19 protein-coding genes are annotated in these 19940 nt (G+C 52.0%); 7 read left to right on the plus strand and 12 right to left on the minus strand.

Annotated features, from left to right (window positions below; all coding sequences use genetic code 11):
* Positions 1 to 83: 83 nt before the first annotated feature.
* From rpoH to ftsY, 4 genes are all read right to left on the minus strand, one after another.
* Complete coding sequence (gene rpoH / locus FCL42_RS10820; RefSeq protein WP_136863432.1) at positions 84 to 947, minus strand: RNA polymerase sigma factor RpoH; 864 nt, start codon at positions 945 to 947, stop codon at positions 84 to 86.
* Between the two features lie 75 nt (positions 948 to 1022).
* A complete protein-coding gene (gene ftsX / locus FCL42_RS10825; RefSeq protein ID WP_136863433.1) occupies positions 1023 to 1955 on the minus strand; it encodes a permease-like cell division protein FtsX in 933 nt (310 codons plus the stop codon).
* Positions 1952 to 2629: a cell division ATP-binding protein FtsE gene (ftsE, locus tag FCL42_RS10830; protein ID WP_136863434.1), complete on the minus strand. Its 678-nt coding sequence runs from the start codon at positions 2627 to 2629 to the stop codon at positions 1952 to 1954. Before ftsE ends, ftsX begins: the two co-directional genes overlap by 4 nt.
* Positions 2630 to 2640: 11 nt before the next feature.
* Positions 2641 to 4062 (minus strand): signal recognition particle-docking protein FtsY, encoded by a 1422-nt coding sequence (gene ftsY / locus FCL42_RS10835; protein ID WP_136863435.1) that lies wholly within the window; start codon positions 4060 to 4062, stop codon positions 2641 to 2643.
* A 194-nt stretch (positions 4063 to 4256) separates the two neighbouring features.
* Between ftsY and rsmD the strand changes: the two genes are divergently transcribed.
* Both rsmD and FCL42_RS10845 read left to right on the plus strand, forming a co-directional pair.
* Positions 4257 to 4865, plus strand: coding sequence for a 16S rRNA (guanine(966)-N(2))-methyltransferase RsmD (gene rsmD / locus FCL42_RS10840; protein WP_136863436.1), 609 nt, complete (start codon positions 4257 to 4259; stop codon positions 4863 to 4865).
* Positions 4862 to 5113: a hypothetical protein gene (locus FCL42_RS10845; RefSeq protein WP_136863437.1), complete on the plus strand. Its 252-nt coding sequence runs from the start codon at positions 4862 to 4864 to the stop codon at positions 5111 to 5113. The genes rsmD and FCL42_RS10845 overlap by 4 nt, the downstream gene beginning before the upstream one ends.
* Here the strand turns inward: FCL42_RS10845 and FCL42_RS10850 are convergent.
* A complete protein-coding gene (locus FCL42_RS10850) occupies positions 5099 to 6100 on the minus strand; it encodes a sensor domain-containing diguanylate cyclase (protein ID WP_136863438.1) in 1002 nt (333 codons plus the stop codon). The genes FCL42_RS10845 and FCL42_RS10850 overlap by 15 nt on opposite strands.
* A 251-nt stretch (positions 6101 to 6351) precedes the next feature.
* Here FCL42_RS10850 and FCL42_RS10855 point away from each other — a divergent pair, with 251 nt between their 5' ends.
* Positions 6352 to 7500, plus strand: coding sequence for an HD-GYP domain-containing protein (locus FCL42_RS10855; protein ID WP_136863439.1), 1149 nt, complete (start codon positions 6352 to 6354; stop codon positions 7498 to 7500).
* Positions 7501 to 7635: 135 nt separating this feature from the next.
* Complete coding sequence (locus tag FCL42_RS10860; protein WP_136863440.1) at positions 7636 to 8418, plus strand: ZIP family metal transporter; 783 nt, start codon at positions 7636 to 7638, stop codon at positions 8416 to 8418.
* 38 nt (positions 8419 to 8456) lie between these two features.
* On the opposite strand, the gene FCL42_RS10865 is transcribed toward FCL42_RS10860, so the two are convergent.
* Positions 8457 to 8870, minus strand: a complete 414-nt coding sequence (locus FCL42_RS10865; protein ID WP_169308366.1) for a YybH family protein — start codon at positions 8868 to 8870, stop codon at positions 8457 to 8459.
* A gap of 79 nt (positions 8871 to 8949) precedes the next feature.
* Here FCL42_RS10865 and FCL42_RS10870 point away from each other — a divergent pair, with 79 nt between their 5' ends.
* Positions 8950 to 9522, plus strand: coding sequence for a lysophospholipid acyltransferase family protein (locus FCL42_RS10870; RefSeq protein WP_136863442.1), 573 nt, complete (start codon positions 8950 to 8952; stop codon positions 9520 to 9522).
* Between the two features lie 41 nt (positions 9523 to 9563).
* Here the strand turns inward: FCL42_RS10870 and FCL42_RS10875 are convergent, their stop codons facing one another.
* From FCL42_RS10875 to hutC, 4 genes are all read right to left on the minus strand, one after another.
* The gene (locus FCL42_RS10875; protein ID WP_136863443.1) at positions 9564 to 10826 is read right to left on the minus strand and encodes a mechanosensitive ion channel family protein; all 1263 of its coding nucleotides are present in this window, start codon (positions 10824 to 10826) and stop codon (positions 9564 to 9566) included.
* 110 nt (positions 10827 to 10936) lie between these two features.
* Positions 10937 to 12472 carry a histidine ammonia-lyase gene (gene hutH, locus FCL42_RS10880; protein ID WP_136863444.1) on the minus strand — a complete coding sequence of 512 codons (1536 nt, stop codon included), beginning with the start codon at positions 12470 to 12472 and terminating at the stop codon, positions 10937 to 10939.
* Positions 12472 to 14169, minus strand: a complete 1698-nt coding sequence (gene hutU / locus FCL42_RS10885; RefSeq protein ID WP_136863445.1) for a urocanate hydratase — start codon at positions 14167 to 14169, stop codon at positions 12472 to 12474. Before hutU ends, hutH begins: the two co-directional genes overlap by 1 nt.
* Positions 14170 to 14179: 10 nt before the next feature.
* Positions 14180 to 14887, minus strand: a complete 708-nt coding sequence (gene hutC, locus FCL42_RS10890; RefSeq protein WP_136863446.1) for a histidine utilization repressor — start codon at positions 14885 to 14887, stop codon at positions 14180 to 14182.
* A gap of 121 nt (positions 14888 to 15008) precedes the next feature.
* Between hutC and hutI the strand changes: the two genes are divergently transcribed.
* The gene (gene hutI / locus FCL42_RS10895) at positions 15009 to 16238 is read left to right on the plus strand and encodes an imidazolonepropionase (RefSeq protein ID WP_136863447.1); all 1230 of its coding nucleotides are present in this window, start codon (positions 15009 to 15011) and stop codon (positions 16236 to 16238) included.
* A 73-nt stretch (positions 16239 to 16311) separates the two neighbouring features.
* Entirely contained in the window at positions 16312 to 16998 is a 687-nt protein-coding gene (gene mtnC, locus FCL42_RS10900; protein ID WP_136863448.1) for an acireductone synthase, read from the plus strand.
* Positions 16999 to 17078: 80 nt separating this feature from the next.
* On the opposite strand, the gene FCL42_RS10905 is transcribed toward mtnC, so the two are convergent.
* Both FCL42_RS10905 and FCL42_RS10910 read right to left on the minus strand, forming a co-directional pair.
* The gene (locus FCL42_RS10905) at positions 17079 to 17480 is read right to left on the minus strand and encodes an acyl-CoA thioesterase (RefSeq protein WP_136863449.1); all 402 of its coding nucleotides are present in this window, start codon (positions 17478 to 17480) and stop codon (positions 17079 to 17081) included.
* 81 nt (positions 17481 to 17561) lie between these two features.
* Entirely contained in the window at positions 17562 to 19400 is a 1839-nt protein-coding gene (locus tag FCL42_RS10910) for an AMP-dependent synthetase/ligase (protein WP_136863450.1), read from the minus strand.
* Between the last annotated feature and the right edge of the window lie 540 nt (positions 19401 to 19940).

A 19940-nucleotide genomic window follows, 5' to 3' on the forward strand; every position in this document is an offset into this window, starting at 1 on the left:
ATTCCTCTCCTAAAAACAGTTCGGGCCGGCAAAGCCGACCCGAAAAATTAGATGCTAAGGACAGAGACGTATCTCTTGTTTCCCTAGTCGTCCATCAACTGCTTCAGCTTCTTGATGGCGTTTTTCTCCAGCTGGCGAATTCGTTCTGCCGACACCTGATATTTGTCAGCCAACTCCTGCAGTGTCACTTTGCTGTCTTCAAGCCAGCGGGTGCGCAGAATCTCCTGGCTGCGCTCATCCAAGGTGCGCATGGCAGAGTAAAGGCGATCTCGAGCCTGAGCTTCATGATCTTCCTGCTCAATCTCATCCGCATGGTTGGAGCTGTGATCTTCTAAGAAGTGCGCAGGGGCAAAATTCGCGTCAGGGTCGTCCGGCTCATTAGGAATATCAAACGCGGCATCTTGAGCCGCGAGACGAGATTCCATCTCCAGCACTTCCGATTCACTCACGCCCAAGGTTTCCGCCACAGTAGAAACTTCATCGGCAGTAAACCAGCCTAGGCGCTGTTTAGCTTTACGCAGGTTAAAGAACAGTTTGCGCTGCGCCTTGGTGGTGGCCACCTTAACAATGCGCCAGTTCTTCAGCACGTATTCGTGGATTTCCGCTTTGATCCAGTGCACTGCAAAGGAAACCAAACGAACACCCACTTCCGGATCGAAGCGCTTCACCGCCTTCATCAGGCCGATGTTGCCCTCTTGAATCAGATCCGCTTGAGGCAATCCATAACCGGAATAGCTCTTGGCCACATGAACGACGAACCGCAGGTGAGACATGATCATCGCCTTCGCCGAATCGATGTCGCCTGTTTGGCGCAATCGAACCGCAAGCTGATATTCCTCTTCTGCAGACAGCATTGGGATGCTATTGACCGCCTGAATATAAGATTCAAGACTGCCACCGCCCTGAGGGACGATCATCAAACCCATTGCTTGGTTAGCTTCGCTCATGGATACCTCTAAAACCTAATCGGCCTGCGAGTCTAGCATGAAAGCAGGTGTGCTTCACGTCACAGCTGCAATCGCTTATTGGGGTTCAATAGCTCGTAAATGACGGCTCACCGATACCCAAGCCCCTAACCAGCTTAGGGTTATGGAGGTAAAGACTAAGGTTAGTAGATCAGAGCCTGATAAACCTTGTAACGTAAATTGTGTCTGATAGCTGTCGATCACCTCGGCTAAGGCGATCTCAAACCAGAGCAGCATCGAACTGGCAAGCATGGCCGCAATCAACGCCGCCAGCAAGCCGTACCACACGCCAGCATAGAGGAAAGGGCGACGAACATAGGCATCGGTGGCGCCCACCAGTTTCATCACCCGAATCTCGTCCTGACGCTGAGTGATCGCCATGCGAATGGTATTGGCAGTAATCAAAATGACCGCAAGCACCAGCAAGCTGGCCATGCCCCAAGCCATCTTCTCTAAACTGGCAATCATAGTACGAAGCTGCTGTAGCCAATCCAGATCCAAACGAGCCAACTCGACTTCATTAAGCCCTTCCAGCTTGGATTTCAGCCGCTCAAGCGCCTCCAGCTCACGATGACGATTACTGGGTATTACGGTGATCACCGCTGGCAATGGGTTGTTATCTAAGTAGTTCAGCGCCTCAGAGAACTGCGACAGTTGCTGAAACTCCTGCAGCGACTGATCCGCAGACTGATAGGAAAAGCTGGCAACCTCCGACATGCCCGAAAGCCGAGTCTGCAGAGAAGCCAACCGATTAGGGCTGACATCGGCCTTCAGAAACAAACTGATCTCGGTAGGATCGGTCCACTGCTGCTGAAGTTGATGGCTGTTATTAACGATCACCCCAAGTACGGATGGCAAGCTTAAGCTGATGCCCAGCACCGCCACCGTCAACAAGGTGGTCATCGGCAATCGCCACAGATCCCCAAGACTGGCCACCGACTGACGGCAGTGGTTTTGAAGCCCGGTTTTAAGTCGATGCAGAATGCTCATGATGCTGGCCCCTGATAGGCTTCGCTGATCATGCTGCCATCTTTCAACGTCAGCGTGCGATAGCGCATGCGGGCGATCAATCCCAGATCGTGGGTGGCGATCAACACCGAAGTGCCTGCTCGGTTAAAGGTTTCAAACAGACGCATGATCTCCACCGACAAGCTGGGATCCAAGTTACCGGTTGGTTCATCCGCCAGCAGCAGTTTAGGTTTGGTCACGATGGCACGGGCAATGCCAACGCGTTGCTGTTCACCACCAGAGAGGTGTTGAGGCTGAAATTTGATCTTATCGCTCAGCCCCACTAGATCCAGAGCCGCTTCGACTCGTTTCTCAATCTCTTTGGAGCTAAACCCTTCAATCAATAGCGGCAATGCCACGTTGTCGCGAACCGATTTATCCATCAACAGGTTGTGATCCTGAAAGATGATGCCAATCTTACGCCGCAGATAGGGCACCTTTGAGCGGGACAGGGTAGCAATATCTTGACCATCCACCATCACTTTACCGGTGGAAGGGGTCTCAATGGCGGTAACCAATTTCAACAAGGTACTTTTACCCGCACCACTGGGGCCGGTTAAAAACGCCATCTCTCCCCGGCCAATGCTGAAATTGACCTGATTGAGGGCCCGAAAGCCCCCAGGGTAAACCTTACTGACCTGCTCAAAGCGAATCATGCTCTACTCTATTATTCTTCGGTAAAGAGGGCCTCGATAAAGGCATCGTTCTCAAATGGACGAAGATCATCAATACCCTCACCAACACCAATGTAACGTACTGGAATTTCAAACTTATCAGCTAAAGCGAAGATAACGCCACCTTTTGCTGTGCCATCCAGCTTGGTCAGTGTCAGTCCTGTGAGCGGCACCGCTTCATTGAACAGCTGCGCTTGGCTAATGGCGTTCTGGCCAGTGGAAGCGTCTAGGGTCAACATCACCTCATGGGGCGCGTTCACATCCAGCTTCTTCATAACACGAACGATCTTAATCAGCTCGTCCATCAGGTGCGCTTTGTTTTGCAGGCGACCCGCGGTATCGGCGATCAACACGTCCACACCACGGGCTTTGGCTGATTGCACCGCATCAAAGATAACCGATGCACTGTCGGCACCGGTGTGCTGAGCGACCACGGGAATGTCGTTGCGCTCTCCCCACACTTGAAGCTGCTCCACCGCCGCCGCACGGAAGGTATCTCCCGCCGCCAACATCACTGACTTACCTTCAGCCTGGAACTGTTTCGCCAGCTTACCAATGGTGGTGGTCTTACCCACGCCATTCACGCCGACCATCAAAATTACGTATGGACCATCGGCGTTTTCAATCACCAGTGGCTTATCCACCTTCTCCAGAGAGGTTTTCAATTCACTTCTGAGGTGGGTAAACAGCGCGTCGCTGTCTTTCAGATCGCCAAAGCTGGCCTTTTCCGTCAATGAATCAATGATTCGAGTGGTGGTTTCAACCCCTACGTCGGCCAACAGCAGCTGAGTTTCCAGCTCTTCGAACAACTCATCGTCGATCTTCTTGCCGCGGAACAGTGCTAGGAAACCACCACCGATGTTCTCTCGAGTCTTCTTAAGGCCGGCCTTTAGGCGAGCAAAGAAACCTCCAGATTCCTGAGGGGATTCCTCTTCGGCTTCAGCCTCCGCTTTCACGCGAGCTTCTTCCTCGGCACGAGCCTTGGCTTCTGCTTCCGCCTTGATGCGAGCTTCTTCCTCGGCGCGAGCCTTGGCTTCTGCTTCCGCCTTCACGCGAGCTTCTTCCTCGGCGCGAGCCTTGGCTTCTGCTTCTGCCTTTACGCGGGCTTCTTCCTCGGCGCGAGCCTTAGCTTCTGCTTCCGCCTTCACGCGAGCTTCTTCCTCGGCGCGAGCCTTGGCTTCTGCTTCTGCCTTTACGCGGGCTTCTTCCTCGGCACGGGCTTTAGCTTCAGCTTCCGCCTTGATGCGAGCTTCTTCCTCGGCGCGAGCCTTGGCCTCTGCCTCAGCCTTAACGCGAGCTTCTTCTTCCGCTTGAGCCTTGGCTTGCGCTTCTGCCTCAACCTGAGCTTGTTCTTCTACTTCGTTGGCTTGCTGCTTTTTATTGCGGTTAAACCAAGAAAAAATGCCTTTCGCCATCTTTAAAAACCTTTACTGTTTTTCACGTTCGCTTCGGGGCAGTGTCATATCGTCTGGCGTTTTGATTGAAAGCCAGCTCTCTCAATCAAAACGCTCGCTTCTCTGCGTTAGTTTCAGAGCCTCGCCCCTGTTACAATAGCGAGTTTTTCAAGCGCCATAGTCTACCCACAATTGCCGCAAAATCCGAGGAATCCATGGCCAGAGGCTCACGAACTCAAAAATCTCGCCCTGCAAACAAGGGCAATGCCGGTCAGGTACGCATCATCAGCGGACTTTATCGGGGTCGAAAACTGCCAGTAGCCGATCTTCAAGGGCTAAGGCCAACCACCGACCGTGTCCGTGAAACCCTATTCAACTGGCTGCAAGGGGATACCCAAAATGCTCGGGTACTGGACTGCTTTGCCGGAAGCGGTGCCTTAGGTTTTGAAGCCCTCTCCCGCCATGCCAAATGGGTCACCCTATGTGAGCTCAACTCTGGAGCGGCAACCAATCTGAAACGCAACCTCGCCACTCTGGGCGCCAGCAATGGCGAAGTAAAACAGGGCGACAGTTTGTCCATTTTGGATAACGGCACCAATGAACTCTATGATCTGGTATTCGTCGATCCGCCATTTCGCCAAAACTTGGCTCAGGCCACGTTAGACAAGCTGGAAACGAAAAACTGGCTGGCCAACAATGCTCTTATCTATGTCGAAGTGGAATCGAAACTCACCGAACTGACTCCACCAGCCCATTGGCAACTTTTGAAAGAGAAGGTTGCCGGGCAAGTGTGCTACCGCCTGTATCAACGAGGTGAAGCATGAACCCGCTTCTAAAAAAGATGGGCATGACACTGATGCCCTGGGCTTGGCTAATTATGCTTATCAACCTTGCTTGGCCGCTGCCATTTTCCGAGTTGATTCTATTGGCCTTTCTCGTCACCGTTACCGGCCATCTCTGTTTGGCACTGGCTTGTGGCTTTGGCCAACAACGGGGACTCAATGCCAGCTTAAGGGTATTGGTATTTGGTCTGTTTGCATTCTGGGAAGATAACGACTCAAGCACAAAGTAGCGGCTTACCGCAGCAGCGGTTACGCCCTTGCTGCTTTGCCAACAGGAGCTGCTCATCCAAGGTTTGGATATTTTCACTGGATAGCTGGGATTGATTCCAACCGCCGTAGCCGATGGATACAGTAAAGGCCAGCTCCTCTTGATCCAGCATTAATGGGGAAGCGATAACCAGCAGACGAATCTTCTCCGCCAGCATCGCCAAATTGCGAGGTGAGATCGCGGGAAACAGCAGTAAAAACTCCTCGCCCCCCCAACGCACCGCTAAATCTTGTCGGCGAATAGCACCTTGGATCAAGTCAGCAAAATGCTTGAGCAGTTTGTCTCCTACGATGTGACCATAGGTATCGTTGACCCCTTTGAAACGATCCAGGTCCAACATCATCATACCCAAGGGAATCTTATCCTGAGACTTGCCGCTCAACCGGTGGCCAAGAGATAGCAGCCCATCCAACTGCTGCTCCAAACCTCGGCGATTATTAAGCCCTGTGAGCGGATCGGTAATGCTGTCGTTGGCCAAGCTTTTGCCGACCGCCAACAGGCTCAAATCAGACTCAATGATATTGACCACGGACTGCATCAAAGCCAACCATTGATGACAATGAGGCCGCGCTTCTGGAGCCCAGATACAAAGCGTACCAAACAGATAACCATTTGGCTGTCGAACCGGTAGACCTAAATAGCTAATAATACCCGCATCCGTTTCACGGCTATTTGCCCATTTCGGATCGGCCCATGCATCATCGACCGATAAATATCGGCCTGTCTTCATGACTTGCTCACAGTAGAGGCTGAAGATGGAAAATTGTTCGCCGGCTTGCACCGCTTTTGGGCAGGTATCATTGGTAGCCAAAATGCGCATCTCTTTGCTGTCACAGCGAGACAAGTAAGCCCCCTGCATCCCTGTGGCCTGACTCAGCATATTCAGCAAATGCACCCACTGTTTCTGCGCGTGAGACTCCAGTGCGCCAATGATCTGTACCTCTTCCACCAACAGACCTCCTGCCTATTTCACTCTAGCTTGATTCCCTTATTACTTCTCTAAACATAATCAAGTTTCTTAATCCGCGCTAATAAAAGAAATTGATTTCACTTCACTTTGAGCACTTCGAACTCAACTCATGCTGCTATTGGGTTTATTAAATTCAATTTTTATGTAAATTGCGGCGCTCTATATTGAAATAATCTAATAGAAAGATAAGGTAGAGGGATATTTTATTCCCGAGCATTCCGGATACAAAAATGAAAAAAATACCGGTAGAACAGCTCAAGGTCGGTATGTATGTTGAGCGCTTCCCCGAACACCCCGCGCTTAACATGGTCAAGAAGGGCTTCGTTAACGATAAGTCCATTTTGCGCCTGCTTCAGAGCCTGGACATTGCTCATGTCATTATTGATCCAGACAAACGTCAGACTTTGGCATCCACTCAGGAAGCCAAGGCCACACCACAAGCACCTCAACGAAAAGCCGATCTAAAATCGGAACTGCCTAAAGCCAAAAAACTGCTGACGCAAGCAAAGCAGTTGCAAGCCAAAATGATGTCTGACGTTAAGTTAGGCCAACAGATTGAGCTGGCTCCGGTAAACGCCATGGCCGATGACTTTATCGGTAGCGTATTCCGCAACCAAAGTGCACTGGCCTGCTTACGCTTAATCAAAGACAAAGATGACTATCTGCTAGAACACTCCATCGGCGTAACCATCCTGATGACCCTGTTCGCGCGCTTTTTAGGTTTTACTGGCACCACATTGCATCAGCTTTGTGTTGGCTCATTGCTGCACGACATTGGAAAGATTCGCATCCCAGAAGCGATCCTCAACAAACCAGGAAAACTCACCCCGGAAGAGTTCGAGGTGATGAAAAGTCATGCGGCACACAGTTACACCATCATTCAAGCCACGCCGGGAATCAGCAAGGTCAGCTTGGATGTGGCGGCAATGCACCACGAAAAGCTAGATGGCAAGGGCTACCCCCGAGGCCTCAAGGGCGACGAGATCACCAAAGCCGGTCGGATGATTGCCATCTGTGATATCTACGATGCCATGACCGCCGATCGGGTCTATCACAAAGGCATGCCTCCCACGGTGGCACTAAAACGCCTACTCGGTATGACCCCCAACTCTCTGGATCAGGAACTGGTGGTCAAGTTTATTCAGTGTATCGGGGTGTTCCCTGACGGCTGCATGGTGGAACTGAGTAACCAAAAACTGGCTATCGTACTCGACGGTCAGGACAGAAACCCTAAAAAGCCTTTGGTTAAAGTGATCTACAACCTCAAGAGCCACACCCATAGCATGGCCACCGAAGTTGAGTTGGAAGCCACCAACGAACACGTCGTCCGTGCAGTGGATCCTCGCGACTATAAGCTCAAATTGGAAAACTACCTGTAGCGACGCACTCCAACGCGCCGAATACTCTGAATTTAAACGGCTTGGTAACCCGCTATCGGGTATACTGTTGGCCAAACTAGACAGGGTCAAACACTTGGGGTACTGTACGCACCCCAATTGAGAACGGTTATCATTATGAATTATCTAATCGCCAGCTTACTTATCTTGGCGGTCGGTCCCATTTTGCATCATGGCTTGCGCAAACAACGGGGCATCATCAACGCCATAGGCGCGTTTGTAATGGTGTCCCTTGGCGGCCTGATGCTGTTCGATGTATTGCCTCAGGTGATCTCCCAAGGGGGAGTGCTCGCTCTCGGGTTCGTCTTACTCGGACTATTCGGCCCAAGCTTGTCGGAGAAACTATTCCGACGCCACTCCGCATTTACCCATAACCTGACCGTTGCGTTAGGGATCTTTGGTCTGCTCTTACACGCAGTCACCGACGGCAGTGCGCTATTTATGGCAGCCAATGAGCAGGGGCCAATGCTATTGGCACTGGGGATCATTCTGCACCGCATGCCTGCAGGTCTGGCGATCTGGTGGTTGTTGCGCCCAGCTTACGGCCGCATTATCGCCTCAGCGGCCCTCGCCGGAATGATGCTTACCACCATCATCGGCTATGGCGTTGGCCCGGAGCTGCTGCACATCATGAATGCCGACCACATTGTCTACCTACAAGGCTTTGTGACGGGTTCCATCATGCACGTACTGTGGCATCGGCCCCATGAACATCATCACGATCATGGCCATGATCACGGCCACAGCCACGGCAAACTGCCCAAGCTGCATTCCAGCCACTGGATTGGCGGCGGCTTAGGACTGTTGTTCCTGGTGCTGCTGATGACCGCCCACCCAGATCATGGCCACAACGAGGCCAGCGAGCATCTGGAGATCTCCCACAGCGGCCACGTTCACTAAGGGATGAGTACCTTTAGTGATGAAATGTTAGTCAGGCCCTAACCCGTATGGTCATTGATGATGCGCCAATAACCATCGATTTTCCTGAACACCAAGCTGAACTCACCCTTAGGCTGATCATGCTTACGGGTGAGTTGCCATCGGCCCACCACCAACGCCAACTCGTCCGATAGCATGGTGATCGATTCCAGCTCAAAATCGAGCTTACCCATGGTATCTCGATCTGGGTAACGGCTTAGGTAACCATCCAGCACCTTTTGCCAGCCATACTTAATCTTACCGCTGGAGATAAAACGCAGCTGCTCACTCTGCCAGTAACCCTGCATGTAACCTGGGATATCCCCTTGATTCCAAGCCTGTTGCTGCTGCATCAACACTTGGCGAACTTCAGATTCGTTTGCCCATGCACTACCACTTAAAAACAGCGCAATGACCAATAGATAGTGTTTCATCCCCTTCATCCTTTGAACTTCCTGTATCCCTGTGGGGTTATACTTACTCCAATGTAATTTTTGAAACACTACCTAAGATATGAAACAAGGTCTATCTCAAGCCCTGCTCAGATGGCTTGGCTGGAGCATCAAAGGCACCATCCCCAACCATGGGCACTTTGTCATTATCGTGGCTCCCCACACCAGCAATTGGGACTTTCCATTGGGAGTGTTGGTGCAGTGGTCTCTAGGGATGAACGCCAACTTCATTGGCAAGCACCAACTGTTCCGTTGGCCATTCGGTTGGTTTTTTCGCGCCCTTGGTGGCTTTCCGGTGAACCGAGGGGAGAAGAACAATCTGGTCAACACTGCGGTTGACCTGCTGCAAACCCAAGACAACTTCATTTTGGCTCTGGCCCCAGAAGGCACTCGAAAGCCCGTTAGCCGCTGGAAGACTGGCTTCTACCACATCGCCAATCAGGCACAGGTGCCCATCTACTGTGTTGGTTTTGATTTTGCCAGTAAGCAGATCGTGATTCGAGAGCCCCTCACTCCAAGTGGTGATATCGTGCCGGAGATGAATGAAATCTTGAATTTCTTCCGAGGTATAGAAGGAAAATATCCTCAACCAGTACCGAACTACCAACCAACGCAAGATGGAAAAACGCCATAAAAAAACGCCGCCCTCAAAAGGGCGGCGTTTTCATTGTCAACTTAACCTGCCGGATGAAAATCCTGACCGGTCGGTCGCTGCATCGGCTTAATATCAAACTGTGGCAACACCGCCAACAGATGATCGAAGATGTCTGCCTGAATGCCTTCATACACCGCCCAGCGGGTATCGTTAGTAAAGCAGTACAGTTCCATGGGGATACCTAACTCAGTCGGTGCCAGTTGACGCACCATCATGGTCATTTCAGGGTTTAGCCTTGGGTTGTGCTGCAGATAGGCATCCAGATACGCCCGCAAACAGCCAAGGTTAGTCAAACGGCGACCATTAACCGGCATATCCAGATTGGCTTGCTCGATGTTGTCTTGCTTGATCTCCGCCAGGCGCTGTTCAAGATAGGGAGCCAGCAAATTGATCTTAGTTAACTTGGCCAGCAGTTCATCATCCACAAAGCGCACCGAATTCAGATCCAGGTGCACCGAGCGCTTAATACGACGACCGCCGGATTCCTGCATGCCTCGCCAGTTTCGAAACGCATCGGTGGTCAGCGCATAGGCAGGAATCATGGTGATGGTTTTATCCCAGTTTTGCACCTTCACCGTGGTTAGGGTCACCTCCAATACTTCGCCATCGGCACCGTACTTAGACATCTCAATCCAGTCGCCAGCACTTACCATGCGGTTGGCCGCCAACTGAATTCCAGCCACAAACCCTAAAATGGTGTCGCGGAATACCAACATCACCAAACCGGTGGCCACACCCAAACCAGACAGCAAGTACAGTGGTGATTTGTTTAGCATGATGGCGAAGAAGAAGATCAGCGCCACAATAAACAGGAACACCTTACCCAGCTGCACAATGCTCTGCATCGGCAGACGACGACCAGAGGTCGTTAGCGCCGCCGCACTGCGGATGGTATCAAGGCCAGCAAACAGCGCTCGCATCAGCATTGCCAGCATCACTAGCTCAAGCAAACGGGTTGCCATGTGATCCCAGAATGGCCAATGGTTAAACACCATGGGCGTAAACAGATCCAGCACCGCAATGGGCGCGATCTGGGCAATTTTCTCCAATAGGCTATGGCGAGTCAGCGGCGCATACCAGATGGAACTGCCCCGCTCCATCAAACGCTTAGCGCCTCTTACTAAGATACGAATGGCAATGAAATAGACCACGCTGGCAGCCGCAAAAGCGACAAACAACAGCAATCCCAAGGTAAGCAGATCATTAGCCTGAGTGGGGATGCCCAAAGAGGTTAACCAATCTGCAATTATCGGACGCAGTCTACTCTGAACTTCTTGTTCCATAAGAGCCTCTTACAAATGAGGGTGTAACTTTTGTGCCAGCATACGCAGTCATTCACCAAGAAAAAAGCCTCGCATTCGCGAGGCTTGATCCAATTCAGTAATTAGGCAGTTTAGCCCAAACTTGGTAACACGCTTTGTGGCATCAATGGGTTGTACAACCCGCTGTAAAGCAGTTCAGTCGCTTGAGTGATGTCCGGCGCAAAGTAGCGGTCTTTATCGTAGAAACTGACACGCTCACGCAATTGAGCTTTGGCGGTTTCCACCGACTTACTGGCTTTCAGCGGCTTGCGGAAATCCAAGCCCTGGGCGGCAGCCAACAGCTCTACTGCCAACACGCCACGGCTGTTATCCGCCATGTCTCGCAAACGGCGAGCAGCGAAGGTCGCCATGGAAACGTGATCTTCCTGGTTTGCCGACGTTGGCAAGCTATCAACCGACGCTGGGTGAGCCAAAGTCTTGTTTTCACTGGCCAATGCTGCGGCGGTTACCTGAGCAATCATAAAGCCGGAGTTCACCCCACCGTTGTCCACCAAAAATGGCGGCAGGCCAGATAGGTTACGGTCAATCAGCAGGGCAATGCGACGCTCAGCCAGAGCCCCAATTTCACTGATGGCAATCGCGAGGTTGTCTGCAGCCATTGCGACAGGTTCGGCGTGGAAGTTACCACCAGAGAGGATGTCGCCCTCATCGGCAAACACCAATGGGTTGTCGGTAACGCCATTGGCTTCCACCAGCAGCACCTCGGCGGCTTGACGGATCTGGGTCAAACAGGCGCCCATCACCTGAGGCTGGCAACGCAGAGAGTACGGGTCTTGCACCTTCTCACATCCTGCGTGGCTATCTCCAAGCTCAGACACATCGCCCAGCAGGTGACGGAATACGGCAGCGGAGTCAATCTGCCCCTTCTGGCCACGGACTTCATGGATACGAGCATCAAAAGGACGACGACTACCCAACGCGGCTTCCACGCTCATGGCGCCAACGACCGAACCTGCAGCCCACAAGTCTTCCGCACGGAACAGACCTTGTAGCGCCAGTGCCGTAGAGGCTTGGGTGCCGTTCAGCAGCGCCAAGCCCTCTTTCGGAGCCAGCTCGATTGGTGCCAGACCTGCGATGGCCAAGCCCTCGGTGGCTGGCATCACTTTACCCTGATGGCGAACTTCACCTTCGCCGAGCAGCGGCAGCACCATGTGTGACAATGGCGCTAGATCCCCAGATGCACCGACTGAACCTTTCTCAGGCACGATGGGGTAAACCTCGGCATTAACCAAGGCGATCAATGCTTCAATCACTAGGCGACGAATGCCAGAGAAGCCACGGGCCAAGGAGTTGATCTTCAGCACCATCATCAGGCGCACGGCGGCGTCGCTCATCGGCTCGCCGGTACCGGCGGCGTGAGACAGCACGATAGAGCGCTGTAGCAGCGCCAGATCTTCTTTATTGATACGGGTGTTGGCCAGCAGACCAAAACCGGTGTTGATGCCGTAGACCACGCGGTCTTCATCAATTACCTGTTGCACCGTTGCCGCAGAGCGGTCAATGGCAGCATGGGCATCGTCATGCAGAGCCAGCTTAATGGCGGCGTTATCAATATCGCGCAGCTGCGCTAGGGTCAGGCTACCAGGCTTTAGGGTTAGAGATAGCATTAGATGTCTCCCTTGTTGAGCATAGGCAGATCCAGCCCCTGCTCTTCGGCGCAGTTTTTGGCAATGTCGTAACCGGCATCGGCATGACGCATCACCCCAGTAGCAGGGTCATTCCAAAGTACACGACTGATGCGAGCATCCGCCTCATCACTGCCATCACACAAAATCACAATGCCAGAGTGCTGGGAGAAGCCCATGCCTACGCCACCACCGTGGTGCAGGCTCACCCAAGTAGCGCCACCTGCGGTGTTCAGCATGGCGTTCAGCAGCGGCCAATCGGATACTGCATCAGAGCCATCCATCATCCCTTCGGTTTCTCGGTTCGGCGATGCTACAGAGCCGGAGTCCAAGTGATCTCGACCAATCACCACCGGCGCTTTCAGCTCACCGTTTTTCACCATCTCGTTAAAGGCGCGGCCCAAACGAGCGCGGTCTTTCAAACCAACCCAACAGATACGAGCCGGCAGACCTTGGAAGTGAATACGCTCACGAGCCATGTCCAGCCAGTTATGCAGATGCGGGTCATCTGGGATCAGCTCTTTCACCTTCTGATCGGTCTTATAGATGTCTTCTGGATCCCCAGACAGGGCAACCCAACGGAATGGGCCGATGCCTTCGCAGAACAACGGACGGATGTAGGCAGGAACAAACCCTGGGAAATCGAAGGCATTGTTTACGCCCTCTTCCAGCGCCATCTGGCGGATGTTGTTACCGTAATCCAGAGTCGCGGCGCCACGAGATTGCAGGGTCAGCATCGCCTGAACCTGAACCGCCATCGATGCCTTAGCCGCTTTCACTACTGCCGCTTCATCTTGCTGGCGCATCTCGGCGGCTTTCTCCATGGTCCACCCCTGCGGTAGGTAACCATTCAGAGGATCGTGAGCAGAGGTTTGGTCAGTCACCACATCTGGGGTCACGCCTTTTTCTACCAGTTCACCGAAGATGTCGGCGGCGTTAGCCAGCAGACCAACGGAAACCGGCTTACCTTCGACCTTGGCTTGTTCAACCATCGCCAGCGCTTCATCAAGGCTGTAGGCTTTCTTGTCAACGTAGCCGGTACGCAGGCGGAAATCGATTCGGCTCTCATCACACTCTACGGCGATCATCGAAAAGCCAGCCATGGTGGCAGCCAGAGGCTGAGCTCCGCCCATGCCACCAAGACCACCGGTCAGCACCCAGCGGCCAGCCGCCACACCATCAAAGTGTTTCTTAGCCACCGCCACAAAGGTCTCATAAGTGCCCTGAACAATGCCCTGAGTACCGATGTAGATCCAGGAACCGGCAGTCATCTGGCCATACATCGCCAGACCCTGCTTATCCAGTTCGTTAAAGTGCTCCCAGTTGGCCCAGTGTGGTACCAAGTTGGAGTTTGCGATCAGCACCCGAGGGGCATTTTCGTGAGTTTTAAATACACCCACTGGTTTGCCGGATTGCACCAGCAGGGTTTCATCCAGCTCCAGACGTTTCAGGGTGGCGACGATCTGATCGAAGCACTCCCAGTTACGAGCCGCACGACCAATGCCGCCGTAAACCACCAACCCTTGAGGGTGTTCGGCAACGTCTGGATCCAGGTTGTTCATCAGCATGCGCAGTGGCGCTTCAGTCTGCCAGCTCTTGGCATTGAGCTCTGTGCCTCGCGGTGCACGAATGACACGACTGGCGTCAAAACGGGGATTATCCTTATTATTAGTACTCATGGTGACTTCCTCACTTTTCCATAATCAGATGCCCACCGAGTCGATATCGACTGCCGGGGTGGGTCAATCTGGCAAAACTCACGGTACCGGAGCGACTCCAGGTACGGCGAACAATCCTTAGGCAGGGCGCTCCCTGCGCAATCTGTAATTGGGCTGCCAAGGCGTCATCGGCGGCAATGGCCTCCACTTCGTGGTGCGCCTCGGTCAGCGGTGCTTGTTGACTGAGATATTCATGGGGCGTGTGGCGCTCAAAGGTCTGCTGCAGATAGTCAGGCACCAACTGCAAGTTGACGTAGCGATGCTCCAACTGAACGGGCAATGCCTCTTCGAAGTGCAGCAAGCTAGAGAAGCCCACTGACTCCCCCTCTTTGATGCCTAGGGCGATGGCCACTTCAGTATTGGCAGCCACCACTTCCAAACGGAGCAGCTCCATCTGGTGTTGATGGCCACGTTCACGAACCTCGTCGGCGATATTACGAATGTTGAGCATCGACCCTTGAGATTTCAGCTGCGCCACGAAGGTGCCTCGACCTTGGCTACGCACCAATACGCCCTGCTCCACCAATTCGGTAAGGGCGCGGCGAGCGGTCATGCGACTGCAGTTAAACTGCGCTGCCAAACGGTTTTCTGAAGGCACTCGATGGTGTTCAGGCCAGTGTCCCTGCTCAATTTGAGCCACAAGGTGCTGCTTAATGTCGATGAATTTGGCTGCCAAAATCGCCTCAGTCTGGTTTCAAAGCAGGCCAAAAATGACACAAACAACTTGTATATACAAGATGGTAAAGACAAAATAGTGCAGGCAAAATGTTCCAAACAATTACCCATAAAGGATGTGAAGCATGGATTGGGATCAGCTCTGGTTAGACGTAAACGTGGCTACCATGGACCCTCAACAGCCCGGTGAATTTGGTGAAATTACCGATGCCGCTCTGGCAGTTAAAGATGGCAAAATTGCCTGGATTGGCCCCAAATCTGAGCTACCCGAATTCGACCCCTTCCTTACCCCAGTCATCCAAGGAAAAGGCCAATGGCTAACCCCTGGATTGATTGATTGCCACACCCATTTGATCTTCGCCGGTAGCCGAGCCCATGAATTTGAAGCCCGACTGAAAGGCGGCAGCTATGAAGAGATCGCCCGTGCCGGTGGCGGCATTTTGTCTACGGTAAAAGCCACTCGCGAAGCCAGTGAAGAAGACCTGTTCCACCTAGGGCGTCAACGCATGAACGCCCTACTCAATGAGGGCGTCACCCACGTGGAGATCAAATCCGGCTACGGTCTGGATATGGACACCGAAGAGAAGATGCTCAAACTGGCACGCTACCTTGGTGAAGTGCACCCCATCGACGTCAGCACCACCTTCTTAGGCGCTCATGCGATTCCAAAAGAGTATGCAGGTCGCAACCAAGAGTACGTGGATTTCGTATGCCAAACCGTACTGCCGAAACTGGCTGAGCAAGGCCTAGTGGACGCCGTCGACGTATTTTGTGAAACCATCGGTTTTGATCTGAAACAGACAGAACAGGTGTTTAATGCGGCCAAACAATTTGACCTGCCCGTGAAGCTGCACGCCGAGCAGTTGTCCAACATGGGCGGCTCGGCCCTAGCGGCGAAACACCAAGCCTTATCGGTAGACCACATCGAGTGTCTGGATGAAGACGGTGTTAAAGCGATTAAAGACTCCGGCACCGTTGCTGTGCTGCTTCCTGGCGCCTTTTACTTCCTGAAAGAGACTCGTAAACCACCAGTGGATCTGCTCAGAAAGCATGGGGTACCAATGGCCGTAGCCTCAGACTTTAACCCAGGCAGCTCCCCTCTGTGTTCCGCGCTGTTGATGCTCAACCTCAGCTGCACCCTATTTGGCCTAACTCCTGCGGAAGCACTGGCTGGCATTACCCGCCACAGCGCTGCGGCACTGGGCCTGGATAAGCGAGTTGGTCAGCTCAAGGTGGGAATGGATGCCGATATCGCCCAATGGCAAATTGGCCACCCAGTTGAGCTGGCTTGGCAATATGGACAACGCCCCTGTGTTGCTGTCTACAAACAGGGCAACTCAGTGCGATTACCTTAAGTAAATCACTGGCATTGAATGTGCCTCGGCGCTACTATTTGCCCTAGACACAAGATAATTATTTGTAGGGACTATGGGAATTCAAGCCGTTATCGTCGATACCGCAGGTACCACCACGGATTACGACTTTATTCAAAAAGTGTTGTTTTCTTACTCAGCCGAGCAGATGGCGGAGTTTTTGAAGGAAAATCAGCAGAAAGTCGTGGTTTCTCACTGTATTGAGGACGTAAAAGAGTTGGCAGGCGAAGCCGACGCTGACCTTGATCGTGTCGTTACCATTCTGCTGGAGTGGATCGAACAGGATAAAAAGGCCACGCCTCTGAAAACCCTACAAGGTCTTATCTGGCGCCAAGGTTACACCAAGGGCGATTTTGAGGGCCACGTTTACCAAGACGCACTGGAAGGCCTAAAGTCTCTCAAGGAGCAAGGTAAGCGAATCTACAGCTACTCCTCTAGCTCCAATGAAGCTCAAGAGCTGCTGTTCCAACATAGTCAGTTTGGTGATCTTCGAGCCCTGTTTCATGGTCACTTTGATACCCACGTGGGCCAGAAAGTGGTGTCACAGGCCTACCGCAATATCATCAATACCATCAGCATGTGGCCGAATCTGATCTTGTTTGTGTCTGACAATGTGGAAGAGCTTAATGCCGCTAAAGATGCAGGCCTAAAAACCTGCCAGATCGTGCGCTCTGATAAAGTACGAATCGGCAAGCACCCTGTCATCAAAGACTTCAGCGAGCTGAAGCTAAGCAGCTTCTAAGCCAGTAGCGAAATACGAAAAAGCGGGCACTTTTTGCAATGTTGCATTAGTGCCCGCTTTTTATTTCTCAGTCTAGATCCCTACCAAGGCTTATCAGCCATCAATGCTCCCAAAGACTCGCGAATTGGCTCTGGAATCGGTGCGGAGCACTCATTGGCATAATCGTAATGCACCATTGCCACTTCAGCCTGAGCCACCACTTGATTTTGCTGCAACGCTTGATGCCAAATCTGCAACGAACTGGAGCCAATGCGGCTAATGCCGGTGCGCACTTCCACATCATGGCCATAAAAAGTTGGGCGTAGATAATCAACCTTAAATCCCGCCAAGATCAGGTTCCACTCTCGTGGGTTTAAGTTCGGAACAAAGCAGCGAAAGATTGGGGTTCTGGCCTCTTCGAACCACACAGGTATTGAGGTGTTATTGATATGGCCTAACGCGTCCGTTTCTGAAAATCGCGGTGCTAATTGAGTGGTTAGCATAAAGACTCCTTTTTATGCGCTGCGTTTCTAATAACCAAAAAGGGTGCCCTTAGGCACCCTTTACGTCAATGATTTCAGCGATTATTTAATTGAGGCTTTCTTAGCTTCTACGAACTTCTTCGCCTTCGCATACATAGATTCAATTTCGGCTTCGAAGCGCTCGTTAATCACTTTACGGCGCAGCTTTAAAGTGGGCGTTAGCTCACCACGCTTCATACAAAACTCACGAGGCAGCAGAGTAAACTTTTTTACTTGCTCAAACTTGGCCAGCTCCTTTTGGACCTCTTTCAAGCGTTTCTCGAAGTGTTCTACCACCTCACTGTGCTGAATCAGTTCTAGCTGATCCTTATATTTGATGCCCTTCTCTTTGGCCCATACTTCCAAGGATTCAAACGCAGGAACAATCAATGCAGAGACGTAGTTACGAGCTTCAGCAATGATCGCCACCTGTTCGATAAGTGGGTCACGACCCACCATGCCTTCCACGCGCTGTGGCGCGATGTATTTGCCGTTGGAGGTCTTCATCAACTCTTTGATGCGATCAGTAATGTGCAGAACCCCATGCTCATCAATATGGCCCGCATCACCAGTCTTAAACCAACCGTCTTCAAAGGAGGCTTCGGTCTCTTCAGGGCGATTGTAGTAGCCGCGCATCACGGTATCGCCCTTAACCAGTACCTCATCGTCTTTGCCAATCTTGATTTGCACTTCTGGCAATGCCGGACCGGTGGCTTTTAAGTTAATTTGTCCAGGACGACCACAGGTGATGGTCGCTGTTGTTTCGGTCATGCCATAACCACAAATCAGAGTAACGCCGATAGAGTGGAAGAATTCATGCACCTGCTCATCGATCTTGGCACCACCACAAGGCATAAAACGTATCTGGCCACCTAATACGCCCCGCAATTTACGCAATACCAGCTTATTGGCCAGATTCACCTTTAGCTGGCCAAACAGACCCAACGCCTTACCACCATTCTGAGATAGGAACTTACGGTTGCCTTGATTTACTGCCCAATGGAACAGAGCACGGCGACTGGCTGGCGCATTGGAGACCTTATCGGCTACCGCAGAGTAAACCTTCTCAAAGAAACGCGGCACAGCACACATGGTATGAGGCTTAAACTCAGTCAGCGCCTGTTGAACCTGCATAGGGTCTTCCAATAGCCCTACTTGAGCGCCCTGACTTAGTGCATACAGAGTCCAGCCACGCTCGAACACGTGAGACAGTGGCAAAAATGCCAACGTACGATCTCCGGCACCAAAATCCAGAATCTCAACGTGCTGACGGGTGGTGCTGGCAAAGTTGCGATAATCCAGCATCACCCCTTTAGGTTCACCAGTGGTGCCCGAGGTATAAATAAGAGTAAGCAGGTCGTCGAGAGAGCGCTCGTTAATGCGTTTGATCAGCTCATCCGCATGCTCCGCTACGTCAAGCTCCAGCAAGGATTGGTAATCATGCTGCTCAATGTCCAACTCCACTCGCTCGATGCTAGGCTTCATCAATACGATATGGCTTAGCTGTGGGCACTCGGATAACACTGCGACGGTCTTATCGTACTGCTCTTGATCGCCAACAAAAACCACCTTTGCCTGTGCATCATTAATAATATAACGAGCTTGATCAGCGGTGTTGGTTGGGTAGATAGGCACAACAACGGCGCGGGCTTTCATACCGGCACAATCTGCAGTAATCCACTTCTCGGAGTTTTGCGCAAACAGGGCTATTTTTTCTTGAGGCTGCATACCGAAATGCATCAACACTTTAGCCAACTGATTGATCTGGCGGTTAAAGTCTGCCCAAGTGACATCGTGCCAAAGCGCGTCGGCGCGATAAGAGATCGCCGCGAAAGAAGCCCGCTCCTTGGCTTGTTTCTCGATCAGTTCAACAAGATGGTGAAATTTCTTAGTTTGGGCCACGATTACACTCCAATCGCCAGATCAATTTAGCGTACATGCGTACACTGAGTGAGGGTGATATTACCCAACTATTTCAAAACAAGTAAGCTAAATATCGCCGAATTTGTGCGGTCTAACACGTTTTATAGTGACTGATCGGATCAGTTAATAGTGAATTATTTTGCCTTTTCCGAGGCTTAGTTGTCAGATCGGTAAAATGGTTGGTTATGCATCAAAAAAGCAAGGATTCTATAACGCAATTTGAATGGCCTAGGGTGGAGGAGGAAGACGCCTTTAGGATAAGCAGATAGCGTATTCCAACCTTTCCCTCCAACGCTTGCGGCCGTAAGCCGGTATCCATTGGCACTGGCTAGTTCTAGGATCTCTAGGCCAAGACCCACGCCAGAGAGATTACGTCTGTTTCTAAATGCCAGTGTGTCGTCCTGAAATGCGTTGACACTTTTCAGTTAGAGCCAGTTGCATCAGCAACTGGCTTTTCCATGCACCTCGTTTGGGGTTTTCATTCCCAGGCTAAGGTGCGGTCTCAAGTTGTTATAGGTC

The organism is Ferrimonas aestuarii, assembly GCF_005116665.1.
In the GTDB taxonomy this organism is placed as follows: domain Bacteria; phylum Pseudomonadota; class Gammaproteobacteria; order Enterobacterales; family Shewanellaceae; genus Ferrimonas; species Ferrimonas aestuarii.